This is a genomic window from bacterium, assembly GCA_035691305.1.
In the GTDB taxonomy this organism is placed as follows: domain Bacteria; phylum Sysuimicrobiota; class Sysuimicrobiia; order Sysuimicrobiales; family Segetimicrobiaceae; genus DASSJF01.
Map to the genome: position 1 here is coordinate 1 of DASSJF010000075.1, position 18,824 is coordinate 18,824.

An 18,824-nucleotide genomic window follows, 5' to 3' on the forward strand; every position below is an offset into this window, starting at 1 on the left:
GGCGTCGTCCGGCGACGAGGATCGTTTGCCAGTAACAAAAGATGTCACAAGGGAAGTCCCTTTGAGACAGCACCAAGAGTTAGTGTCACAATTTGACTTCAAGATCCACCACCTTGTTGATTTGCATCAACCTGTAACGATGCCGCTATGCAATACAATCGTGACCGGTAAGTTACAGCACGAGGGGAAACTCACTGTGACTCGGCACAGTGTGGTGGTGTCGTCGATGCTTGAAGCGACGGCGAGCTATCTCGGGGAAACGGGTCCATTGGGATGCACAAGCACTGGAATGTGCACGCTCCGGATAGCACAAACAACACCGCACGAAAAACGACAGGAGGAAGAACAATGCGTAGGATCCTTGCAGTGATGCTCATCGGCGGAAGCTTGGTCGTTAGCACCGCGACCGCCTTTGCTGCCAGCACCGGCGACAGGGAGAGCACCGACGGAACTCGGTTCATGGCTCAACGTGTCACGAACGCGCCGGTGTTAGCGCCCGACAACCTACAGCCAATGGCGAGTACCATTACGCTGCCTGTGGGGCATAATCACGATAGCAAGAATTAGCCAGATTCCGCTGTTCTATCCGAGCGGGGCCGGCGACGCGGACAATTGTCCGCGTCGCCGTTAGCACACCTCGCACGTGACCGGCCGGGTGTCCGACCACGGATCCTGAGCGTGGAGGTCCCTCCCAGGGTACGGCAGATATCAGGAAGTGGTACCATGAAATCCACGGGGGCCGCTCCGAGGCCCGCTTTGTTGGCGCGGTATTGACGGCATTCGCCGCCCCTTGATCGGCAAGGGCTGGCGAGGTGAGACGCGAACTGAAAATCCCCGTGTCGGCGGTTCGACTCCGTCCCCCGGCACCAAGTTTTTCTAGGGCTGGCGCGCGGGCCGCCCCGCCGCCGGGCCAAATCTGCTAACCGATGAGAACGGGACCCGATAGCGAGATCCCCTCGGAGGATTGATGGTCGTGGCTTTGTCGGCGGCAACACCGCCGCCCCGTCTGACGGCGTGGCTGGAGTGGCTTGGCCTCATTGAGGAGGACATCGTCCGGCGGCTCAGTGCAAACCAAGCGACATTTCGTGAGGTAATGCGGATCTATGACTTGAATCCCGGCCTAACTGAGAACGCCTACTTCTTCGCCTGGTTGGCTGAGAACTACGCGACGACCATGGCTGTCGGCATCCGACGTCAACGGGACACAGACCCGGATTCGGTCTCGGTGGCCAGACTGCTTCAAGACCTTCAGGTGAATGCCGCGACGGTAACGCGCGCGTGGTTCGCCTCGACTTACACCAGCAACCCGCTCGGCCTCGTCGTGGGAAACCGGGACTTCGAGACATTCGCGCCGAACGGCGGCCTGCATCTCGACCCGGCAATCGTGCAACAGGATTTCGATACCCTACAGAGCCTCACGAACCCGCTGAAGAAGTACGTGGACAAGCGGATCGCTCATCACAATGCGAAGGTGCGCGGGGTGACGGCGACGTACGGCGAACTTGACACCGCCCTCGAAGAACTGCGCCGCCTGCTGAAGCGCTACTTTCTGTTGCTCAAGCAAGGCGCATTATTGTGTGCAGACGCAGTCAACCAAATGCCCTGGACGGATATCTTTGCCATGCCCTGGAAGATCGGGTAGAACGGGTTCGCGCGGCCTGAGTGCAGTTCCCCAAGACGCGGGACAAGATCGAGGAGGCCGAGTGCTTCCCAAGAAGGCGAGATCGTGATGGTGTGCGCGGAGAAGTGGGGATGGCTCCTATGGAACGACGCCAAGCCCGGCGGCGGCGCCCTGTGACTTCCGCGGCCGGGTCCCGTCCGGCCTGGCTGCCTTACGGAGTGGCGGTGTTCGCCATCCACATCCTCGGCTTGACGGCGCTGCTGCTGGCCGCGAGGGCCCATCCCGCGCTCGTGGGGATGGGGTTTCTGGCTTACACTCTCGGCCTCCGGCACGCGTTCGATGCCGATCACATCGCGGCGATCGACAATACGGTCCGCAAACTGATCCGCCAGGGTGAGCCCCCGCAGGGCGTCGGATTCTACTTCTCGGTCGGCCATTCCACGATGGTCTGCCTGATGGTCCTCGCCACTGCCGCCATGGCCCGCTGGACGCAGCAGGCGCTGCCACACCTCCAGGTGGTGGGAGGGTTGATCGGCACGACGGTCTCGGGCGGGTTTCTCATCCTGATCGGTCTGCTCAACCTGTTCGTTTGGGTCGACATCTACCTGGTGTTCCAGCAGATGCGTCGAGGCGTGCACGACGACGACGCGCTGGAGCAACTGCTGCTCTCGCGCGGGCTCATGATGCGTGTCGCCGCCCCGCTGTTCCGCCTCATCGAACGCGCCTGGCACATATATCCGCTCGGCTTCCTCTTCGGCCTGGGGTTCGATACCGCGAGCGAGGTGGCGCTGCTCGCGCTCGCGGCCGGCGCGGCGGCCAGCGCGCTCCAGCTCTGGCAGATCCTCGCGCTCCCGGTGCTCTTCGCCGCGGGCATGAGCCTGATGGACACGGCCGACGGGATCTTCATGACCACAGCGTACCGTTGGGCGTTCGCGACGCCTCTGCGGAAGGTCTACTACAACCTCACCGTCACCGGCCTGACCGTCGTGTGTGCCCTGCTCATCGGCTTCATCGAGATCACTCAGGTCATGGCCAGCGTGCTGGGCCTCTCCGCAGGCTTCTGGGGCCGGCTGCAGGCGCTGGATCTAGGCCGGCTGGGCTACCTCCTGGTGGGGCTGTTCGTCGTCGCCTGGTCGCTCTCGTACGGAGCCTGGAGGCTGTTTCGGATCGAGGAACACACGAGGTAGGCCGTCTAGGTCGCCGTTCAACAGCAAGGCCGTCGCCCGGGCGCGGTGGAAGAAAGCGTGGCAAGTAGGGCGGGACGCGAGAGCCGCCGGCCGGAGGGTATTCCGAACATGCGAACGCGGAGAATGTTTCGATATCTCTTGACGGGAGCCGTTGTCATGCTGGTCCCGCTGGGGACTGCATGGGGCCACGCCTCGTTGGTGAAGTCGTCACCCTCCGACGGACAGATCTTGAAGGCGCCCCCGTCCATGGTTCAAGCGACCTTCAGCGAGGAACTCGACAAGAACAGCGTCTTGCGGATTTACGACAGCGTACAGAAACTGGTGGCCCACGGCGGGCTCGATCCCAACTTCGGCAATCACCGCGTGCTCAAAGTCGTTCCGCCTCGTCTGGTTCGCGGGAAGTACGTCGTGCAATGGATAGCGATTTCCGCCGATGACGGAAACGTGCGAAAAGGATCGTTTCGGTTCACGGTGTTGCAGGTGGTCACGACGAGCGTGAACTGTCGCGCGGTCTTCTGGAACTCAGCTTCGAGGTCAGCCTCTCGGCCGCCAGTCTGGGCTAGATGTTTGGAATCGCCATAATCCCACCCGCACGCCTTGGAAGGCGGACTCCCCGTGCGGAAGAAGTTGCTCGATCCGGAGACGCTGGGCGCGCGCCGTAGATCCCGATGCCGCCGGCGCGACGGAGAAGAGTCACGCGGGCGAGTCCAAACGCCAGTACGATCACCCGGACCCCGAACACCAGCATCCACACCATCATGCTCGCCCACACGGTGCGTTCCTCCTCTCGTTCCTCAGCCGGTTCACCTCACCGGCTTGATACGGTGAGCGATGCATTGGACATAGGGTCGCCGCCCGACGCCCGGCTACGACCTGGTTCTCATCCGTCTTTGCGCGATACCGTCGTGGCGGGCGTCGCCGCCGCGGGAGGTGATTCCACCGCCCGGTCACACCTGCACCGCATTCCTTCTTGAGCGGTCGCATCGACTACCACCCCTCGTGGGTACGCTGTTGACCGCGAGGCAAATCCGACGACGGCCCGATGCGGCCGTGCGCGGCCCGCGGTACGCTGACCGAGGGGTGTTTGTCCTATGGCCACACGCTCCGTTGCGCCCGGGCGTCCGGTCTCGGTCCGGACGCCGTCACCGCCGGTCAGTCCGCTCGAATCCTCGCCGATCGGACAACTGCTGCCCGCGGCGCAGCCGCTGCTTTGTTTGGTGAGCCAGCTCAGCGCATGGGTCGCCGGAGGTGCCGGGTCGCCGACCGGCGTTCTGTTGTACGCCGCCGCATATCTGGCGGGCGGAACGAGCAGCGCCGTCACGGCTTGGACGGCGCTGTGCCGCGGGCGGGTCGACGTCAACGTCTTGATGCTCGCCGCGGCGGCCGGCGCGGCCTGGCTCGGTGCTTGGGCGGAAGGCAGTGTGCTGCTGTTTCTCTTTTCGCTGAGCAACGCGATGGAGTTCTACGCGATGGGACGTACTCGCCGGGCGATCCGTGCGCTTATGGCGCTGCGCCCGGCGACGGCGCTCGTTCGCCGGGGCGGCGACGTGTCGGTCGTCCCCGCGGACACGCTTCGCGTCGGAGACATCGTGATCGTTCGGCCGGCTGAACGGCTTCCGGCGGACGGGATCGTGGCCTCGGGTGAGTCCAGCGTCGACCAGTCGCCGATTACGGGGGAATCGATGCCCGTGGATGTTGGGCCGGGGTCGACCGTCTTCGCGGGCACGATCAATCAACGGGGCGGGCTCGAAGTGCGCGTCGCCAAGGATCCGGAGGATACGACCCTTGCGCGCATCATCGCGCTGGTGGAGGAGGCGCAGTCGGCCCAAGTACCTGCCCAGCGCATGATCGACCGGTTCGGGCAGATCTATGCCGTCGTGATCATCGCGGGGTCGACCCTCGCCTACGGCGTCATGCTCGGCCTCGGGGTGGCATCGGGCACCGCGCTCTACCGGGCGATCACGCTGCTCGTCGTCGCCTCGCCGTGCGCGATTGTCATCTCGACGCCGGCCGCGATCCTGTCCGCGATCGCAAACGCGGCGAGGCAGGGCATTCTGTTCAAGGGCGGCGCCTTTCTCGAGGCCCTGGCCCGCGTTGACACGGTCGTGTTCGACAAGACCGGCACGCTGACGACGGGACGGCCGGCGGTCACGGATGTGCTGGTGCTCGAGGGCGACGAGGCCGCCCTGCTGGCGCGGGCGGCCGGCCTTGAACAGCGCTCCGAGCATGCGCTGGCCGACGCGGTGGTCGCCGCCTGCCAGGAGCGGGGGATCGGCGTCCCCGCCGCCGAGTCGTTCGAAAGTGTCACGGGCCGGGGTGTGCGCGGCCGCGTGAACGGCGCGTTAGTGCGCGTCGGCAGCGCCGCCTTCATGCGGGAAGAGGAGCTGGAGATTCCGGAGGCGGTCCGCATCGACGCGGAGCGGCTGCACCGGGACGGCAAGACGCTGCTCTACGTCGCGGACGGCCGCGTCGCCGGCATCATCGCCGTCGCGGACGTGCCGCGAGTTCAGGCCGCGAGCGCGCTGCGATCGCTTCGCGCGCTAGGGGTGCGGCGCCTCGCCATGCTGACGGGGGACCATCCGCAGGCCGCCCGAGCCGTGGCGGACCGCCTCGGCATCACGGAAGTCCGCGCCGAACTGCTGCCGGACCAGAAGGCCGCCGCGGTCCGCGCTCTCGAACGCGGTGGGCGCGTTGCGGTGGTGGGCGACGGGGTAAACGACGCGCCGGCCCTTGCCGCGGCGGACGTCGGCATCGCGATGGGCGCCGCCGGTACGGACGCGGCGCTCGAGACGGCGGACGTGATCCTGATGGGCGACGACCTGGGACGCCTGCCCTACGCCATCGGGCTGAGCCGGCGCACCCGCCGCGTGGTGGCGCAGAACCTTGCGCTTGCCGCGGTCGTGATCGCGGGACTGATTACCCTTACGCTAGGGTTCGGCCTGCACCTGGCTTTGGGAGTGGTTGGGCACGAGGGCAGCACGGTGATCGTCGTCCTTAACGGCCTGCGCCTCCTCGCCTATCGGCCTCGCTTCGCGTAGCAGCTTCGATTATTATCCGACGATAACATTGCCCTTAACGTGTCCCTAACCACACGGATCGGACGCCGTCGCACGATGGAGGCGGGATGACAGAGCCGATCGGGAGGTTATAGTGGGTGGTTCGTGCGATGGAGGGCGCGCGATGGACGCCGCCGTGACAGGCGAACGCGCCGCGGCGACGTCCGGGGCTGGCGCCGCGCCGGCCGAATGTGCGATCATATCATCGATCTGCGCACCGGCATGCCGGCCGAGACGGACCTATGGTCGGTGAGCGTCGTCGCGGCGAATGATACCTCGCCCCCCAACCGGGCGTCGAAGGGCTGGCGGTGCGCCGGGATCGTGTACTCTGCCGCACGCCCGAGTTCGTACGTACGTCTGGCCGGAGAAGCCCGGCCCCAGGTCTCGACCATGAATGACCGGATCGGTGGACGGGTCACAACCGCGCTGCCGCCCAACGACAACCTGACGGTGGCTGCGGGTGTCCTCCGCGGGCTCGTCATCTTCATTCTCGTGCTGAAGTGGCTGCCGGCGCTCGGTGTTCGGCTGGCCCGAGCGCATGCATAACGCCGATCGGCGCGGCTCCACCGTGCTGCTCGTGGAGGACGACGAGGGGATCGCCGAGCCGCTCGCCTTTGGTTTGCGCGACGAAGGATTCGAGGTGCACCACGCGGCCACCGGCCGCGGCGGTCTGCGGCTGGCCCGAACGACGCATCCGGACGTGGTGCTGCTCGACGTCATGCTGCCCGACGTCGACGGGTTTACCGTGTGCCGCACGTTGCGGAAGGAATCGTCCGTCCCGATTCTGATGCTGACCGCGCGCGGACAGGAGCTCGAGAAGGTGATGGGACTCGAAGTCGGGGCGGACGATTACCTGGTGAAGCCGTTCAGCTTTCGCGAGTTGGTCTCCCGCGTCCGCGCCATTCTTCGCCGGCGCGCGCTCGACCGGGGCGACGCGCCGCCCGCGGACCGCCTCGCGGCGGGACCGGTCGTCCTCGAGCGGACCGCCCGCCGCGTGTGGCGGGCCGGCCGGCCGGTAGAGCTGCGGCCGCGCGAGTTCGATCTACTGCGCGTGCTGATGGAGCATGCCGGCGAGGCGCTGTCCCGCGAGCACCTGCTCGCGCGCGTCTGGGGCGCCGAGTGGGTCGGCGACCCCCGGACACTCGACGTGCACATTCACTGGTTGCGCGAGAAACTCGACGATCCCTCGCAGCCGACCCTCATCGAAACGGTGCGCGGCCACGGCTACCGGCTCGCGACCGGCTCCCGGACGCCGGCGGATGACGCGTAGCCTGCATGGTCACCTGCTGGTGACCTTCCTCGCGGTCGCGCTGGTCGGCCTCGGCGGGCTCACCGTGTGGACGGGGCAGCGCCTCCAGGCCATCCGTCTCGAGCAGGCTAAGCAGAACCTGGCGCTGCAGGCCGAGCTCATCGCGCGCGCCGTTCGCGAGCCCATGGAACGCCTGGACAGCGGGGAAGCGGCGGAACACGCAAGGCTCGCGGCGCTGGCGCAGTCCTACGCCGGCAGCATCGGCGGCCGTGTGACCGTCCTGGACCCTGATCTGCATGTCGTGGCGAGTTCCGACGTGGAGCTCTCGGGCCGCGAGATCGCGTCCCCCGACGTCCTCGCCGCGCGCGCCGGACGGCGGCAGTTCGACCTGCGACCCAGCGCCGTGGGGACCGGCGACCAGCTATTCGTGGCCGCCCCTGTCGGTGACCGCGGGCGCACGCTCATCGCATTTGTCCAGATCTCGGTCCCGGCAACCGGCATCTACGCCGAGATCCGCCGGACGTGGCTCGGCCTCTTGTTGTCGGGCGGCGTCGTGCTGTTGGCGACCGTGGTCGCGAGCGCGGTGCTGGCGCGCCGCATCGCCGCGCCGATCCGCCGCCTGACCGGGGTCACGGAAGCGATAACCGCCGGTGACCTCGCGGCCCCGGTAACGCCCGCGGGGCCGGAAGAGGTACGGCGCCTCGGGCGGGCCTTCAACAGCATGGCCGAGCGCGTTCGGGACACCCTTACTCACCAGAAGGCGTTCGTCGCGCACGCAGCCCACGAACTGCGCTCGCCGCTGACGAACCTGCGGCTCCGGCTCGAATTGTTGCAGGGTCCTCAGCACCGGCACGACGCGGTGACGAGCCGCTACCTCGCGGAGATGACGCAGCAGGTCGTCGCCATGCAGCGCCTCGTCGACCATCTGCTGGCGCTCTCGGCGCTCGACGAAGATCACCGAGTGCCGACCGCTCCGCTGGATCTCGCGCCGGTGCTCTACGAGCTGGCCGACGAGATGGGCCCGTTGGCCCGCGCGGGGGGATTGGATCTTGCGATCGACGTGCCTGCCCATCTGCCCCTCGTCTCGGCGAACGCGGATCAAATGCGGATCGTGGTGCGAAATCTCCTCGACAACGCGATCAAGTACACACCGGCGCCGGGGCGGGTGACCCTCGCGGCGGGGCGCGAGGCCGGGGCGGTCGTGCTTCGCGTCGCGGACACGGGTGTCGGAATTCCCGGCGAACACCTTCCGCTGGTCTTCGACCGATTTTATCGGGTAGACAGCGGCGGCGAGCGGAGGGTCGACGGGTCCGGCCTCGGGTTGGCCCTCGCACAGGGTATCGTCAAGGCGCACGACGGCGAGATCAGGCTCGAGAGCGAACCGGGGCGGGGCACCGCCTGCATCGTCCGGTTGCCGCTCACGGTACCAGGCTTCTAGGCACGGCGCGGAGGGCCGCATGAACAGCGTACCCGAGTACTGGAAGATCGCCGTAGTCGCGCTCGCCGGACTCGTGGGGGTGGGGTTGGGCGTGGACGGCACGCAGGCGCCGCGGCTCCATACCGCGATCTCGGGAATTGGCGCCCCGCACGCGTCCGCGCCGGCCGCATCTCCGGCCTCCGCCGCGCCCGTCCGACAAACACCGGCCTCGCGGCCCCCGGAGCCGGCTCGGCCGTCCGCCCCGCCGGCGCCCGCAGCACCGGCCGCCGCGGCGCCTCCCGTGGGTCCCTTGCTCGCGGATACGCGTTACGGTGCCTACGCGTACCAGGTGTATCCCGGTTCGATGTCGACCGACACGCAGCAGGCACTGACGGGCTTCCAACTTACCTTCCGGCCCGCGGGCTCGGGGACGGTGGAAGTCACCGCAGAGATGCCGGACGGGACGACCCAGACCGCGAGGTTCGCATCGACCGACCGGCTCTATTTCATCGAAACCCGAATGGGAGACGACGGTTTCGGGGGTGAGACCAACCTTGGCGATGACGGTTTCGTCCTTACGGATGCGGCGGGGCACATCGTTGGCCACTGACGGTCCCCGCCGTACCGCCGCGGGACTCGTCGCGCGCGTGGCCATGGGCCTCGTGCTCGGGCTCTTCGGCTTTTGGGAATTGACCGATCCGGCGCAGTGGACCGGCTTCGTCCCCCCGCCCGTCGCCGCCGCTGTGCCGCCGGTGAGCCTCGTTCTGGCGCACGGGTGGGTGTTGTTTGTGCTCGCCGCCGCGGCGCTCGTCGATTTCGCCGGCGGCGCCGTATCGTGGGTCGCGGTGGCGGTCATGGCCGAGATCGTCACCGGCCTCCTTGTGACGAGCGGGCTTACCGATACGCTCGTCCGCGACATCGGCCTGCTCGCCCTTTCGCTCGTGTGGGCGTTAGAGACAGCGACCGGCGCGGCCGGCGGGCGACTCCCGAAGCGCGCCCCGGCCGCGCGGCCGTAGGCTGAGGAGGTACACCGGTGGGAGTGCGGATCAACTGGCCAGTCGAACTGCACCCGATGCTCGTGCACTTCTCGATCGCGCTCCTATGCTTCGCCTTTCTCCTCGATGCGGCGGCGTGGCTGTGGCGATCGCAACCGTCGCGCATCGCAGCCTCGTATTCGCTTGCAGGCGGCGTCATCGCGACCCTCCTCTCGGTGCTGAGCGGGCTGATCACACCGGAGGCACGTGAACGCGAAGACCATGAGCTCAGCGGGCTCGTGCAGCAGCATACCCTCAGCCTCCAACGATTCTTTGCCGGACGGCTCGTGGAGGTGCACAAGCACTGGGCGTACGTGTTGCTCGCCCTGGTGGCCCTGTGGGTGCTCGTACGAATCGGGGCCCGCGGCCGGCGGGCGTGGCAGGGGCTCGCGTTAGCCGCGGGGGCCCTCGCCATGATCGCGTTGGTGGTGACCGGCTACTACGGCGGCGACCTGGTGTACGGACGGCGCGGACGCGAGCGCGGCCACATCGCCCCCGCCGTCCGGGGCATCAGCGGACCGCGCGCACCGATTTCGGCCGAGCCCTGACTCGTTCCGCGGCACGATTTTCAGGGTCTTGCGCTTTGCCTCTTGATCGTCCGGACGCCCCGGCCGGCATCGTAGAAATGGCGGGTCGCCTGGATGCCGAAGTAGACCGCGGAGAGCGTGAGCGCAAACAGCGCCCAGATGAGCGCGATTTGTTTGTTGGTGAGATCCTGCGTCAACAGTGAGATGAGAAATGCCAGCGCCGCCCCAAAGGCGATCCCGAAGAACACCAGGTGCACGGCGAGCGAGCCCGAGGCGCGGCCGATTTGGTCGAGTTCGTGCTCGCTGACGCTGTACATCTCGATGACCCGTGAAACCGGCACAACCGTCACCTCCCCGACCGGCGCCTGCTCCGAAGGGTGAGGTTGAGGCTTCGACAGCAACTCCCCATTGATTTGCGGCTCTACGGCCATCGGCGTTCCTCCTTCTTCCGCGCGATCGGGCGGCGCGTCTTCAGTTCAAATAGCCGGCCGGGTCCCGCGGACTTCCGTTCTCATACACTTCGAACAGCAGATGGGGGCCGGTGCTCCACCCGGTGCTGCCGATGCGTCCGATCTGCTGGCCCCGCTCCACCCGGTCCCCCGGGGATACGGTGGCGGCCGAGAGATGCGAATATGCGGTCTTGAGCCCGTTTCCATGGTCGATGATGACGAGCCGCCCGTACCCGTTTTGCCACCCCACAAACCGCACGATCCCCGAATATGCCGAGACGACCGGGGCGCCGATTCCGGCGGCGATGTCTATCCCGGTATGAAATTCCCGCGTCCCGAAGATGGGGTGTATCCGCCACCCGAATGGCGATGTGATCGGGCCCCGTGACGGCCACAGCAGCCGCGGCCGCGCCCCCGCGGCCCCCGGTTCGGGGGCCGGCGGAATGGACGATCGAATCCGTGCCGCCGAGATGGCCGATGGGCCGTGTCTCGATATGATGCGGCCGCCCGCGGGCGGCCGCACCGTGCGTTCGGGCGGCGCCACCGAGAAATGCGGGACCGGGAGAGTGGCGTCGGCGGCCGCACCGCTCGACATAGTTGACGAGGCGCCGGCAATCGGAAGGTCGTCCAGGGACAGGTGAAGGGGCCGCGCGGCATCGAGGCCCAGCGCAGGCAATCCGTCGTCTCCCGCGCGGTCCCGAACCACACTTCCTGCGCTGCTCAACGGCAGCATTAGTGGAAGCACGCCCAAGACGACCACAAGAAGCATGCCCGCGGGCGCGAACAGCCCGACGCAGGGGCCGGGATGTTCCCCGGGCCTCGGAAAGTGCGTTGAACGTACTGCGCCGTCCCGCATCGGATCCGCGAACCGGAGGGTATGATGCACATCTCTGGGACGAAAGACGACGCTCGTTCGAGCGGGTTCGCAAAGTTCGCAGGGCGGCGCCGCGCTCGCGGGCCTGCTTCTCTCGATCGCGTCGATCAACGTTTGGAACCGGCTCAGCGTGGCGACCCGGCAGGTCGCCGGCGAGTGGACGAAGTCGCCCGGAGCACGGAAGTGGGTGGAGAGCGCGGCCGCCTCACGCTGAGCACTCACGGCGCGGTCATCGAGGCATTCGGTGGCCGCGCCGCGTATCATAGAGCCATGCTCGTTGTCGACGCCCACCTCGATTTGTCCATGAACGCGATCCAGTGGAACCGCAACCTACTCACCTCGGTGTACACGATTCGCGCCGATGAGAAAAACACGCCGGGCAAGGGGCGGGGGCAGGGGACCGTCGCCTACCCCGAGATGCGCCGCGGCCGCGTCGCGCTCAGTTTCGCGACGCTGATCGCGCGGTCGACGGGCCGCCCGGAGCCCCACATCGACTTCGCGTCGACCGCCCAGGCCTACGGCACCGCGCAGGGGCAGTTCGCCTACTATCGAGCGCTGGAGCGTCAGGGGCACGTCCGCATCGTGATCGATCTTCCGAGCCTCAACGCCCACATGGCGGAGTGGGACGCCTGGGACGCCGCCCACCCGAAGGACGACGGAAGCCCGACCCCGCCGCTCGGGTTTGTGATCAGCATGGAAAGCGCGGATCCGATTCTCGCGCCCGGCGACCTCCCGTCCTGGCACGGCGCGGGCCTGCGCGCGATCGGGCTCGCCCACTACGGGCCCGGCCGCTATGCCGGCGGGACGTCCACCGAGGCGGGCCTCTCGGATCTCGGGCGCGCGCTGCTCGCGGAGATGAGGCCGCGGGGTGTCCTGGTCGATCTCACCCACTCATCCGACGAAGCGTTTTGGGAAACGCTCGACCGCTGGGACGGGACGGTGCTGGCGAGCCACAACAACTGCCGGGCGCTCGTGCCGCATCAGCGTCAGTTTTCAGACGAGCAGATTCGGGCCATCGCGTCGCGCGGCGGGGTGATCGGCGCGGCGCTGGACTGCTGGATGCTGAAGGCCGGCTGGCGGCACGGCGACAGCAACGCGGGCGTGAGCCTCGAGGACGTCGCCGCTCACATCGATCACATCTGCCAGGTCACCGGCACGGTCCGGCACGCGGCGATCGGCACGGATCTGGACGGCGGCTTCGGGCGCGAAGGCTCGCCGCACGACCTCGACACGATCGCCGATCTCCAAACGATACCGTCCCTGCTCGCGGCCCGCGGCTACGGGGCCGGCGACGTGGCGGCGATCATGCACGGCAACTGGCTGCGGTTGCTGCGCGAGGCCTGGACGCCGCCCTGATACGAGCCCGACGGCGGCCGGTCGTGCGGGGTCAGGCGCTCGGGTCGTTTTGCGCGCCGTCCACCGGGATGTCGGCGCCGTTGATCCACTTGGCGCGCGGGGAGAGGACGAAGGCGACCACGTCGGCTACTTCTTCCGCGGTCCCGAGACGGCCCCATGGAAACTGGCGCCGCACGAACTCGTCAAACCGCTCGCGCTGCTCCCGCCTGAACCGATCCCATCCGCCGCCCGGGAAGAGAATGGAGCCGGGGCTCACCGTGTTCACGCGGATGCGCCGCTCGGCGAGCTCCCGGGCCAGCGCCCCGGCGAGAAAAATCTCCGCGGCCTTGGCCGCGCCGTAGTGGGCGTTCCGGCCGGGTTTCCAGCCGGAGATCGACGCGATGATAACCGCGCTGCACTCCTCCGGCGCCCGCATGTGCCGCAGCGCCGTCCGCAGCGCCGCGATCGCGTGCCCGACGTTCAGGTCGAAGGTGCGGATCCAGTCCTCCCGCGTTATGTCGAGCGTACCCCGTCCGATCGTGCCCCCGACGTTGGCGACGAGGTGGTGAATCCCGCCGAACTCCAACGCCGCGGCATCGACAAATCTCTCGACCTGCCCGGGTACGATCGCGTCGGCCACGGCGCCGTACACCCGCGCCCCCGACGCCGCCTCCGCCCGGAGCGCGGTTAGGGCCTCCTCGACCTCGCGCGGATCGCGGGCGCAGAACGCCACGTGGCACCCTTCGGCGAGGAGCGCGCGGCAGATCGCCCGGCCGATGCCGCGCGTGCCGCCGGTTATGGCCGCCGCGTGGTCGCGCAGTCCGAGGTCCACGGTCCGCCTACGCCGTCCGCCGCGGGTCGAGGATGTCCCGCAGTCCGTCCCCGAGGACGTTGAAGCTCAGGCTGACGACGAAGATCATGAGCCCGGGGACCGTCGCGACGTGCCAGGCCGTCGCGAGCGCCGTCCGCCCCTGGCTCAGCATCGCGCCCCACTCGGCCGTGGGTGGCTGCACGCCGAGCCCGAGAAAGCTCAACGCCGCCGCGAAGACGATCGTCTTCCCCGTTTCAAACGTGCCGTAGACGATCACCGGCGACACCGTGTTGGGCAGAATGTGCCGCGTGACGATGCGCCGGTGGCTCGCGCCCAGCGAGGCCGCCGCCTCCACGAAGGCGCGCGTGCGGAGGGTGAGGACCGACGATCGAACGAGGCGCGCGAAGCTCGGCACCGCGACGATGGTGATCGCCAGCATGGCGTCGTAGATCGAGGGACCGAGCGCCGACACGATCGCGAGCGCGAGCAGGATCGCCGGAAACGCAAACAGCACGTCGAGCGACCGCGTGATCACGTGATCCACAACGCCGCCGTAGTAGCCGGCGACCAATCCGATCGCCGTGCCCGCGACCGCCGACAGGACGACCGGCACGATGCCGACGACGAGCGACACCCTCCCGCCCCAGATCACACGGCTCAGTACGTCCCGCCCGAGGTGGTCCGTACCGAGCCAGTGGCCGGGCGTTCCGAGCGGCGCGAGGCGCACGCGCGGGTCCACGCGCGTCGGATCATACGGCGCGAGACGCGGCGCCAGCGCCGCGGCCGCAGCCACGACGAGGATCACCCCGAGCGCCACCCCGAGCACCGGATCCCGGCGCACCCGCTTCACGCGCCGTACCCGACCCGCGGGTCGAGCGCGGCGTAGAGCACGTCCACGGTGAGATTGATGACCACGAACAGCGCCGCGACCAGCAGCACCCCGCCCTGCACCAGCGGAAGATCTCGCGCCCCGATCGCGTCGTAGAGCTGCAGCCCGAGCCCCGGCCACGAGAAGACCGTCTCCACGAGGATCGACCCTCCGAGGAGATAGCCGACCTGAATCGCGAGCAGCGTGACCACGGGGAGCAGCGCGTTACGCAGCGCGTGGCGGACGATCACCCGCGCTTCGGCGACGCCTTTGGCGCGGGCGGTTCGGACGTAGTCGTCATGCAGCGTCTCGAGCAGGCTCGACCGCGTGAGCCGGCTCAGCACGGCGGCCGGGACCGTGCAGAGGGTGAGGGCGGGAAGCGCGACGTGCCAGAGCAGGTCGAGCGGGCCCCCGGGTCCCCGCAGTGAGTACATCCCGTTGGACGGGAACAGGCGGAAGCGCAGTGAGAGCGTCAAGATAAACACCAGCCCGAGCCAGAACGTCGGCATGCTGTTCCCGAAGAGCGCCAGCACGACGGAGCCGCGGTCGACCAGCGAGGACCGGCGGGTCGCCGAGAGGATGCCGGCGGGTATGCCGATCGCGACCGCGAGGAGCGTCGCGGCCACGGCGAGGACGAGCGTATTGCGGAGGCGCGCGACCACCATCTCGGTCACCGGCGCGTCGAGCTGAATCGAGCGTCCGAGATCGCCCCGGAAGGCGCGGCCCAGCCACCGCGCGTACTGGACGTAGAGCGGCCGGTCGAGGCCGAGGCTCTGCCGGATCAGCGCGACCTGATCGGCGGTCGCCTGCGGGCCGGCGAGTACCTGCGCGGCGTCGCCCGGGATGAGCTTCATCGTCAGAAACACGACGACCGACACGCCGAGCAGCACCGGGACCGCGGCGAGTGACCGCGCGGCGGCGAAACGGAACATGTTACGCCATCGACACCGTCCGGAAGGTGAACATGTACGAGTTCGGGTTCACGAAGCCGCGGACGCGCGTGTTCCAGGCCCGCGCGGCCCTCTGGTGCACCACGAAGATCCACGCCGCGTCGTCCACCGCCCGTTGCTCAACTTGGAGATAGAGCTGCCGGCGCTGCGCCTCGTTGGCCGTTCCGAGCGCGCGCCGCAGCAGCGAGTCGACTTGGGGATTGCGGTACCAGCCCGGATTGGTGTTCCCGTTCGGCGGCACAAGATCGCTCCGGAACATCCGCTGGAGGTTGACGAACTCGTCCACGCTGAAGCCGACCTGAATCGCGTTGATGCCCTGCGGGACGCCGTTTGCCATGTTGTTCTGGAACGTTTGGAACTCTTGCTCGGCGAACTTGGCGTCGATCCCGACGGCCTTGAAGTTCTGCTGGATGAATTCGTTCATCTGGACGCCGAACGGCGACCCCGCGCCCCCAGCCGGGATGCGCACGTCGAGCGGCAGTCCGTTCCCGAAGCCCGCCGCGGCGAGGAGCTGCTTGGCCTTCGCGGGATCGTACCCGTAGCCGCGGATGTTCGCTCCGTAGCCCGGCGTGCCGGGCGCGTGCGTTCCTTTGGCCGGGACGGCGAGTCCCTTCATCACGTCGCGCGCGAGCGTCTCACGGTCGACGGCCCAGCTCAACGCCTGGCGGAGCTGACGGTTCGTCGTCGGCGGGTATTTGTGGTTGGGAATGTAGCCCCAGGTGTTCGGCAGCTGCGCCAGCTCGAGGGTGAGGTTGGGGTCGGACCTGACGCCGTCGATGCTGTCCGGGTGCACCGCGTTGATCCAGTCCACTTCGCCGGTCTTGAGGGCGGTCACCCGGGTCACCGCTTCGGGCAGCGGTCGGACGACGAAGCCGTCGAGGGCCGGCGCGCCGGCCCAATAGTCCGGGTTGCGCTCGAAGCTGACCTTCACGCCCTTTTCGCGGCCGGCGTACTTGAACGGCCCGGTGCCGACCGGATGGTTGGGATAGTCGTCGTTGCCGTACCGCTGGATCGCCGTGGGGCTCGCGATCGAATAGGTCCCGAAGGCGAGGACTTGAAGAAAGTCGGCAAACGGTTCCTGATGGACGATGCGCAGCGTGTACCGGTCGACGGCTTCGACCCGCGCGAGGCCCCCGTACCCGAGCTTCAGGCTGCCCGCGCCCGCCTTGGTGTAATACTTGTGGCTCGGGTCGGAGTCGCGGTCGATATTGAACTTGATCGCCTCGGCGTCGCAGGGCGTTCCGTCGTGGAACTTGACCCCCTGGCGGAGCTTGAACGTGTAGGTCTTCGCGTCGGGCGAGACCTGCCAGGACGTCGCGAGATTGCCCACGAGCCTCTGGTTGACCTTGACCGTCATGTCCCGGTCCACCAGCCGGTCGTAGATGTTGTGCAGCAGCGTGCGGGTGACCGCGCCGCGGTCGATGTCGTTGTCGAACGCGCCCGGCTCGGCTTCCCACCCGCAGATCAAGGTGCCCCCCGGCTTCGCCGGCGCCGCGGCGGCGTCGATCGCCCGGCGGCCGAGGAAGGTGGCGCCGGCTCCGAGCGCGGCGGCCGAGAGCAGGCGGCGGCGGCTGAAGGAACGTGGCACGAGCATCCCCCCGATCAGATTCTGATGTTTTCCGCAGACAATGCTTGAGGTTCCCATCCTGGCTACGGGACCCCTCCCGCGGCCGCGCTCTCGCGGAAGGCGTGGCGCGCTTCTCTCACGCCGTAGTAGACGATGACGAGCGACGCGAGCGGGTCGGCCCACCACCAGCCGGCGGCTGCGTTCAGCGCCAGCCCGATCAGGACCGCGCCCGCGAGGTAGGCGTCCACGAGTGTCACGCGAGATTCGGTGCGGAGGACTTCGTTGTGCAATCGGTCCCCCGTGGCGCGTTTCCCGTGCGCGAGCAGCAGCATCGCGACGAAGGTGGCCGCGGTCCACGCGATGCCGCCGGCGGATGGGGCGGGGTGCGTCCGGGTCCCAAGGGTGTAGGCCAACTGCGCCGCGATGTAGCCGACCAGCAGCACGAACGCGATCCCGATCATTCTCAGGGCCGGGCGCTCACGGTCGAGATGGATACCGAGGAGATGCCAGACGACGACCACCGACGCGAAGATCTCGATCAGCGAATCCAGGCCGAAGCCGGCGAGCGCGACGGAACGCGCGGCGTAGGCGGTCACGACGAGAACGGCGACGCCGACGATGTTCCAGATCAAGGTCGCGTACTCAAGCAGCAGGCCGAGTTGCAGGTTCCGGCTCATCGTGCTCCCTGTCGCCGAGGCGAGTGAGGCTATGAGCGCGCCCTTCCTATCTCCTACAGGAAGGGAGGGCGATCCCTGCGGCGGTATCGATCCCGGGTGCCTCGGGCGGCGCCGGACGACGAGGAGCTTGCCGGGGCCCGGGCGCGGCGTGAACCTCTGCGAACGTCAGGAGAGCAGCGGCTGGGACCGGACCGACAGCGCGATCGCCGCTAACAGGGTGAGCGCCGCGAACGCGCCCAACGCCCCGGTGACCTCGACCGGCCGCACCTTCCACCCGACGCTGCGGCTGACCACGCGATAGATCTGCTTCAACTCTCCGGCGGACGACGCGTGGTGATAGGTGCCGCCGGTGTGCTCGGCGATGCTTCGCAGCGTCGCTTCATCCAGCGGTCCTCCGATCATGTATCCGGTTGTCGACCCGAACGGCTGGCCGATGCCCACCGTGTAGACCGTGACCTGCTGTCGCCGCGCCCACTCCGCGGCGTCCATCGGGTCGATGCCGCTGTTGTTCTGGCCGTCGGAGAGCAGCACGACGACGCCGGGCGGCTTTGGTGCGCCTCCGGCCGTTGCCGGCGGCAGCGGGCCGTCGTCGTGCCCCGGCCGTGTGCGCTCGGGCAGCGCGGCCACGGCTTCGATCAAACCTTCGCCGATCGCGGTGCGGTGGCGCACCGTGATCCCGTCGATCGCCGCCTCGATGCGGCCGCGGTCTTCGGTGGGTGAGGCGATGAGGATCGCGTCCCGCGCGAAGGTGACGAGGCCCACGGGGATGCCGCGGGGGAGACCGGCGACGAAGCCTTTGGCGGCCGCCTTGGCGGCTTCGAGACGGGACGGCAGGATATCTTGCGACAGCATGCTGCCGCTCACGTCGACCGACAGCATGATCGCGGCTTCATTCACGGGCTGCGGCATCGGGACCGCCGGCCGCGCGAGCGCGAGGGCGGCGGCCGCGACCGCGGCGAAGAAGACGGCGGCCGATGCGACGCGGCGGCGCCGGGAACGAAAATCGGCCGCGGCGACGATTTCGAGAGCGGGGAACGCAATCGACTGAGGGGCCCGGCGGCGCAGCATCCAGAGATATCCCGCGGCAAGTGCGGGGATGAGGAGCAATCCCCAGAGGAACGCCGGCGAGAGGAACATCGGCCCGGTGACGTCTCCGCTGCGCGCAGGGTTCGAAACGCGGGACGTCGCGTGTGTTCCACACG

General features: G+C 68.2%; 20 protein-coding genes and 1 pseudogene. 13 read left to right on the plus strand and 8 right to left on the minus strand.

The features are described from left to right. From VFL28_14125 to VFL28_14175, 11 genes are all read left to right on the plus strand, one after another. A partial coding sequence (locus tag VFL28_14125) for a hypothetical protein (GenBank protein ID HET7265798.1) occupies positions 1 to 370 on the plus strand: 370 nt, incomplete at its 5' end. A gap of 597 nt (positions 371 to 967) precedes the next feature. Then, positions 968 to 1,642, plus strand: coding sequence for a hypothetical protein (locus tag VFL28_14130; GenBank protein ID HET7265799.1), 675 nt, complete (start codon positions 968 to 970; stop codon positions 1,640 to 1,642). 203 nt (positions 1,643 to 1,845) lie between these two features. Beyond that, positions 1,846 to 2,808, plus strand: a complete 963-nt coding sequence (locus VFL28_14135; GenBank protein HET7265800.1) for a HoxN/HupN/NixA family nickel/cobalt transporter — start codon at positions 1,846 to 1,848, stop codon at positions 2,806 to 2,808. Between the two features lie 156 nt (positions 2,809 to 2,964). After that, on the plus strand, positions 2,965 to 3,390 hold the full coding sequence (locus VFL28_14140) for a copper resistance protein CopC (GenBank protein ID HET7265801.1): 426 nt from the start codon (positions 2,965 to 2,967) through the stop codon (positions 3,388 to 3,390). Positions 3,391 to 3,899: 509 nt separating this feature from the next. Continuing rightward, positions 3,900 to 5,846 (plus strand): heavy metal translocating P-type ATPase, encoded by a 1,947-nt coding sequence (locus tag VFL28_14145; protein HET7265802.1) that lies wholly within the window; start codon positions 3,900 to 3,902, stop codon positions 5,844 to 5,846. A 207-nt stretch (positions 5,847 to 6,053) separates the two neighbouring features. Further along, entirely contained in the window at positions 6,054 to 6,410 is a 357-nt protein-coding gene (locus VFL28_14150) for a hypothetical protein (GenBank protein ID HET7265803.1), read from the plus strand. Then, positions 6,403 to 7,134 carry a response regulator transcription factor gene (locus VFL28_14155; GenBank protein ID HET7265804.1) on the plus strand — a complete coding sequence of 244 codons (732 nt, stop codon included), beginning with the start codon at positions 6,403 to 6,405 and terminating at the stop codon, positions 7,132 to 7,134. The genes VFL28_14150 and VFL28_14155 overlap by 8 nt, the downstream gene beginning before the upstream one ends. Continuing rightward, positions 7,124 to 8,551, plus strand: coding sequence for a HAMP domain-containing sensor histidine kinase (locus VFL28_14160; GenBank protein HET7265805.1), 1,428 nt, complete (start codon positions 7,124 to 7,126; stop codon positions 8,549 to 8,551). Before VFL28_14155 ends, VFL28_14160 begins: the two co-directional genes overlap by 11 nt. A gap of 19 nt (positions 8,552 to 8,570) precedes the next feature. After that, positions 8,571 to 9,140: a hypothetical protein gene (locus tag VFL28_14165; GenBank protein ID HET7265806.1), complete on the plus strand. Its 570-nt coding sequence runs from the start codon at positions 8,571 to 8,573 to the stop codon at positions 9,138 to 9,140. After that, complete coding sequence (locus VFL28_14170; GenBank protein HET7265807.1) at positions 9,130 to 9,546, plus strand: hypothetical protein; 417 nt, start codon at positions 9,130 to 9,132, stop codon at positions 9,544 to 9,546. Before VFL28_14165 ends, VFL28_14170 begins: the two co-directional genes overlap by 11 nt. A gap of 17 nt (positions 9,547 to 9,563) precedes the next feature. Further along, a complete protein-coding gene (locus tag VFL28_14175; GenBank protein ID HET7265808.1) occupies positions 9,564 to 10,112 on the plus strand; it encodes a DUF2231 domain-containing protein in 549 nt (182 codons plus the stop codon). Positions 10,113 to 10,132: 20 nt separating this feature from the next. Here the strand turns inward: VFL28_14175 and VFL28_14180 are convergent, their stop codons facing one another. Then, the gene (locus tag VFL28_14180; protein ID HET7265809.1) at positions 10,133 to 10,522 is read right to left on the minus strand and encodes a hypothetical protein; all 390 of its coding nucleotides are present in this window, start codon (positions 10,520 to 10,522) and stop codon (positions 10,133 to 10,135) included. A 40-nt stretch (positions 10,523 to 10,562) separates the two neighbouring features. After that, on the minus strand, positions 10,563 to 11,396 hold the full coding sequence (locus VFL28_14185) for a M23 family metallopeptidase (GenBank protein ID HET7265810.1): 834 nt from the start codon (positions 11,394 to 11,396) through the stop codon (positions 10,563 to 10,565). 85 nt (positions 11,397 to 11,481) lie between these two features. Between VFL28_14185 and VFL28_14190 the strand changes: the two are divergent. Continuing rightward, positions 11,482 to 11,628: pseudogene (locus VFL28_14190) on the plus strand (carboxymuconolactone decarboxylase family protein). Beyond that, positions 11,571 to 12,770: a membrane dipeptidase gene (locus VFL28_14195; GenBank protein ID HET7265811.1), complete on the plus strand. Its 1,200-nt coding sequence runs from the start codon at positions 11,571 to 11,573 to the stop codon at positions 12,768 to 12,770. The pseudogene VFL28_14190 and the gene VFL28_14195 overlap by 58 nt, the downstream one beginning before the upstream one ends. 31 nt (positions 12,771 to 12,801) lie before the next feature. Here the strand turns inward: VFL28_14195 and VFL28_14200 are convergent, their stop codons facing one another. From VFL28_14200 to VFL28_14225, 6 genes are all read right to left on the minus strand, one after another. After that, a complete protein-coding gene (locus tag VFL28_14200) occupies positions 12,802 to 13,581 on the minus strand; it encodes an SDR family oxidoreductase (GenBank protein HET7265812.1) in 780 nt (259 codons plus the stop codon). Positions 13,582 to 13,588: 7 nt separating this feature from the next. After that, positions 13,589 to 14,410, minus strand: coding sequence for an ABC transporter permease (locus VFL28_14205; GenBank protein HET7265813.1), 822 nt, complete (start codon positions 14,408 to 14,410; stop codon positions 13,589 to 13,591). Continuing rightward, a complete protein-coding gene (locus tag VFL28_14210) occupies positions 14,407 to 15,360 on the minus strand; it encodes an ABC transporter permease (GenBank protein HET7265814.1) in 954 nt (317 codons plus the stop codon). Before VFL28_14210 ends, VFL28_14205 begins: the two co-directional genes overlap by 4 nt. Before the next feature lies 1 nt (position 15,361). After that, positions 15,362 to 16,966 (minus strand): ABC transporter substrate-binding protein, encoded by a 1,605-nt coding sequence (locus VFL28_14215; protein ID HET7265815.1) that lies wholly within the window; start codon positions 16,964 to 16,966, stop codon positions 15,362 to 15,364. Positions 16,967 to 17,028: 62 nt separating this feature from the next. Further along, positions 17,029 to 17,622 (minus strand): cation transporter, encoded by a 594-nt coding sequence (locus VFL28_14220; GenBank protein ID HET7265816.1) that lies wholly within the window; start codon positions 17,620 to 17,622, stop codon positions 17,029 to 17,031. A 165-nt stretch (positions 17,623 to 17,787) separates the two neighbouring features. Then, positions 17,788 to 18,759: a VWA domain-containing protein gene (locus tag VFL28_14225; protein HET7265817.1), complete on the minus strand. Its 972-nt coding sequence runs from the start codon at positions 18,757 to 18,759 to the stop codon at positions 17,788 to 17,790. Between the last annotated feature and the right edge of the window lie 65 nt (positions 18,760 to 18,824).

Bases quoted from the DNA above. Each gene is read 5' to 3' on its own strand.
- VFL28_14130 (HET7265799.1), top strand. From the start codon at position 968: ATGGTCGTGGCTTTGTCGGCGGCAACACCGCCGCCCCGTCTGACGGCG.
- VFL28_14140 (HET7265801.1), top strand. From the start codon at position 2,965: ATGCTGGTCCCGCTGGGGACTGCATGGGGCCACGCCTCGTTGGTGAAG.
- VFL28_14145 (HET7265802.1), top strand. From the start codon at position 3,900: ATGGCCACACGCTCCGTTGCGCCCGGGCGTCCGGTCTCGGTCCGGACG.
- VFL28_14150 (HET7265803.1), top strand. From the start codon at position 6,054: ATGTGCGATCATATCATCGATCTGCGCACCGGCATGCCGGCCGAGACG.
- VFL28_14155 (HET7265804.1), top strand. From the start codon at position 6,403: ATGCATAACGCCGATCGGCGCGGCTCCACCGTGCTGCTCGTGGAGGAC.
- VFL28_14160 (HET7265805.1), top strand. From the start codon at position 7,124: ATGACGCGTAGCCTGCATGGTCACCTGCTGGTGACCTTCCTCGCGGTC.
- VFL28_14165 (HET7265806.1), top strand. From the start codon at position 8,571: ATGAACAGCGTACCCGAGTACTGGAAGATCGCCGTAGTCGCGCTCGCC.
- VFL28_14180 (HET7265809.1), bottom strand. From the start codon at position 10,522: ATGGCCGTAGAGCCGCAAATCAATGGGGAGTTGCTGTCGAAGCCTCAA.
- VFL28_14185 (HET7265810.1), bottom strand. From the start codon at position 11,396: ATGCGGGACGGCGCAGTACGTTCAACGCACTTTCCGAGGCCCGGGGAA.
- VFL28_14210 (HET7265814.1), bottom strand. From the start codon at position 15,360: ATGTTCCGTTTCGCCGCCGCGCGGTCACTCGCCGCGGTCCCGGTGCTG.
- VFL28_14220 (HET7265816.1), bottom strand. From the start codon at position 17,622: ATGAGCCGGAACCTGCAACTCGGCCTGCTGCTTGAGTACGCGACCTTG.
- VFL28_14225 (HET7265817.1), bottom strand. From the start codon at position 18,759: ATGTTCCTCTCGCCGGCGTTCCTCTGGGGATTGCTCCTCATCCCCGCA.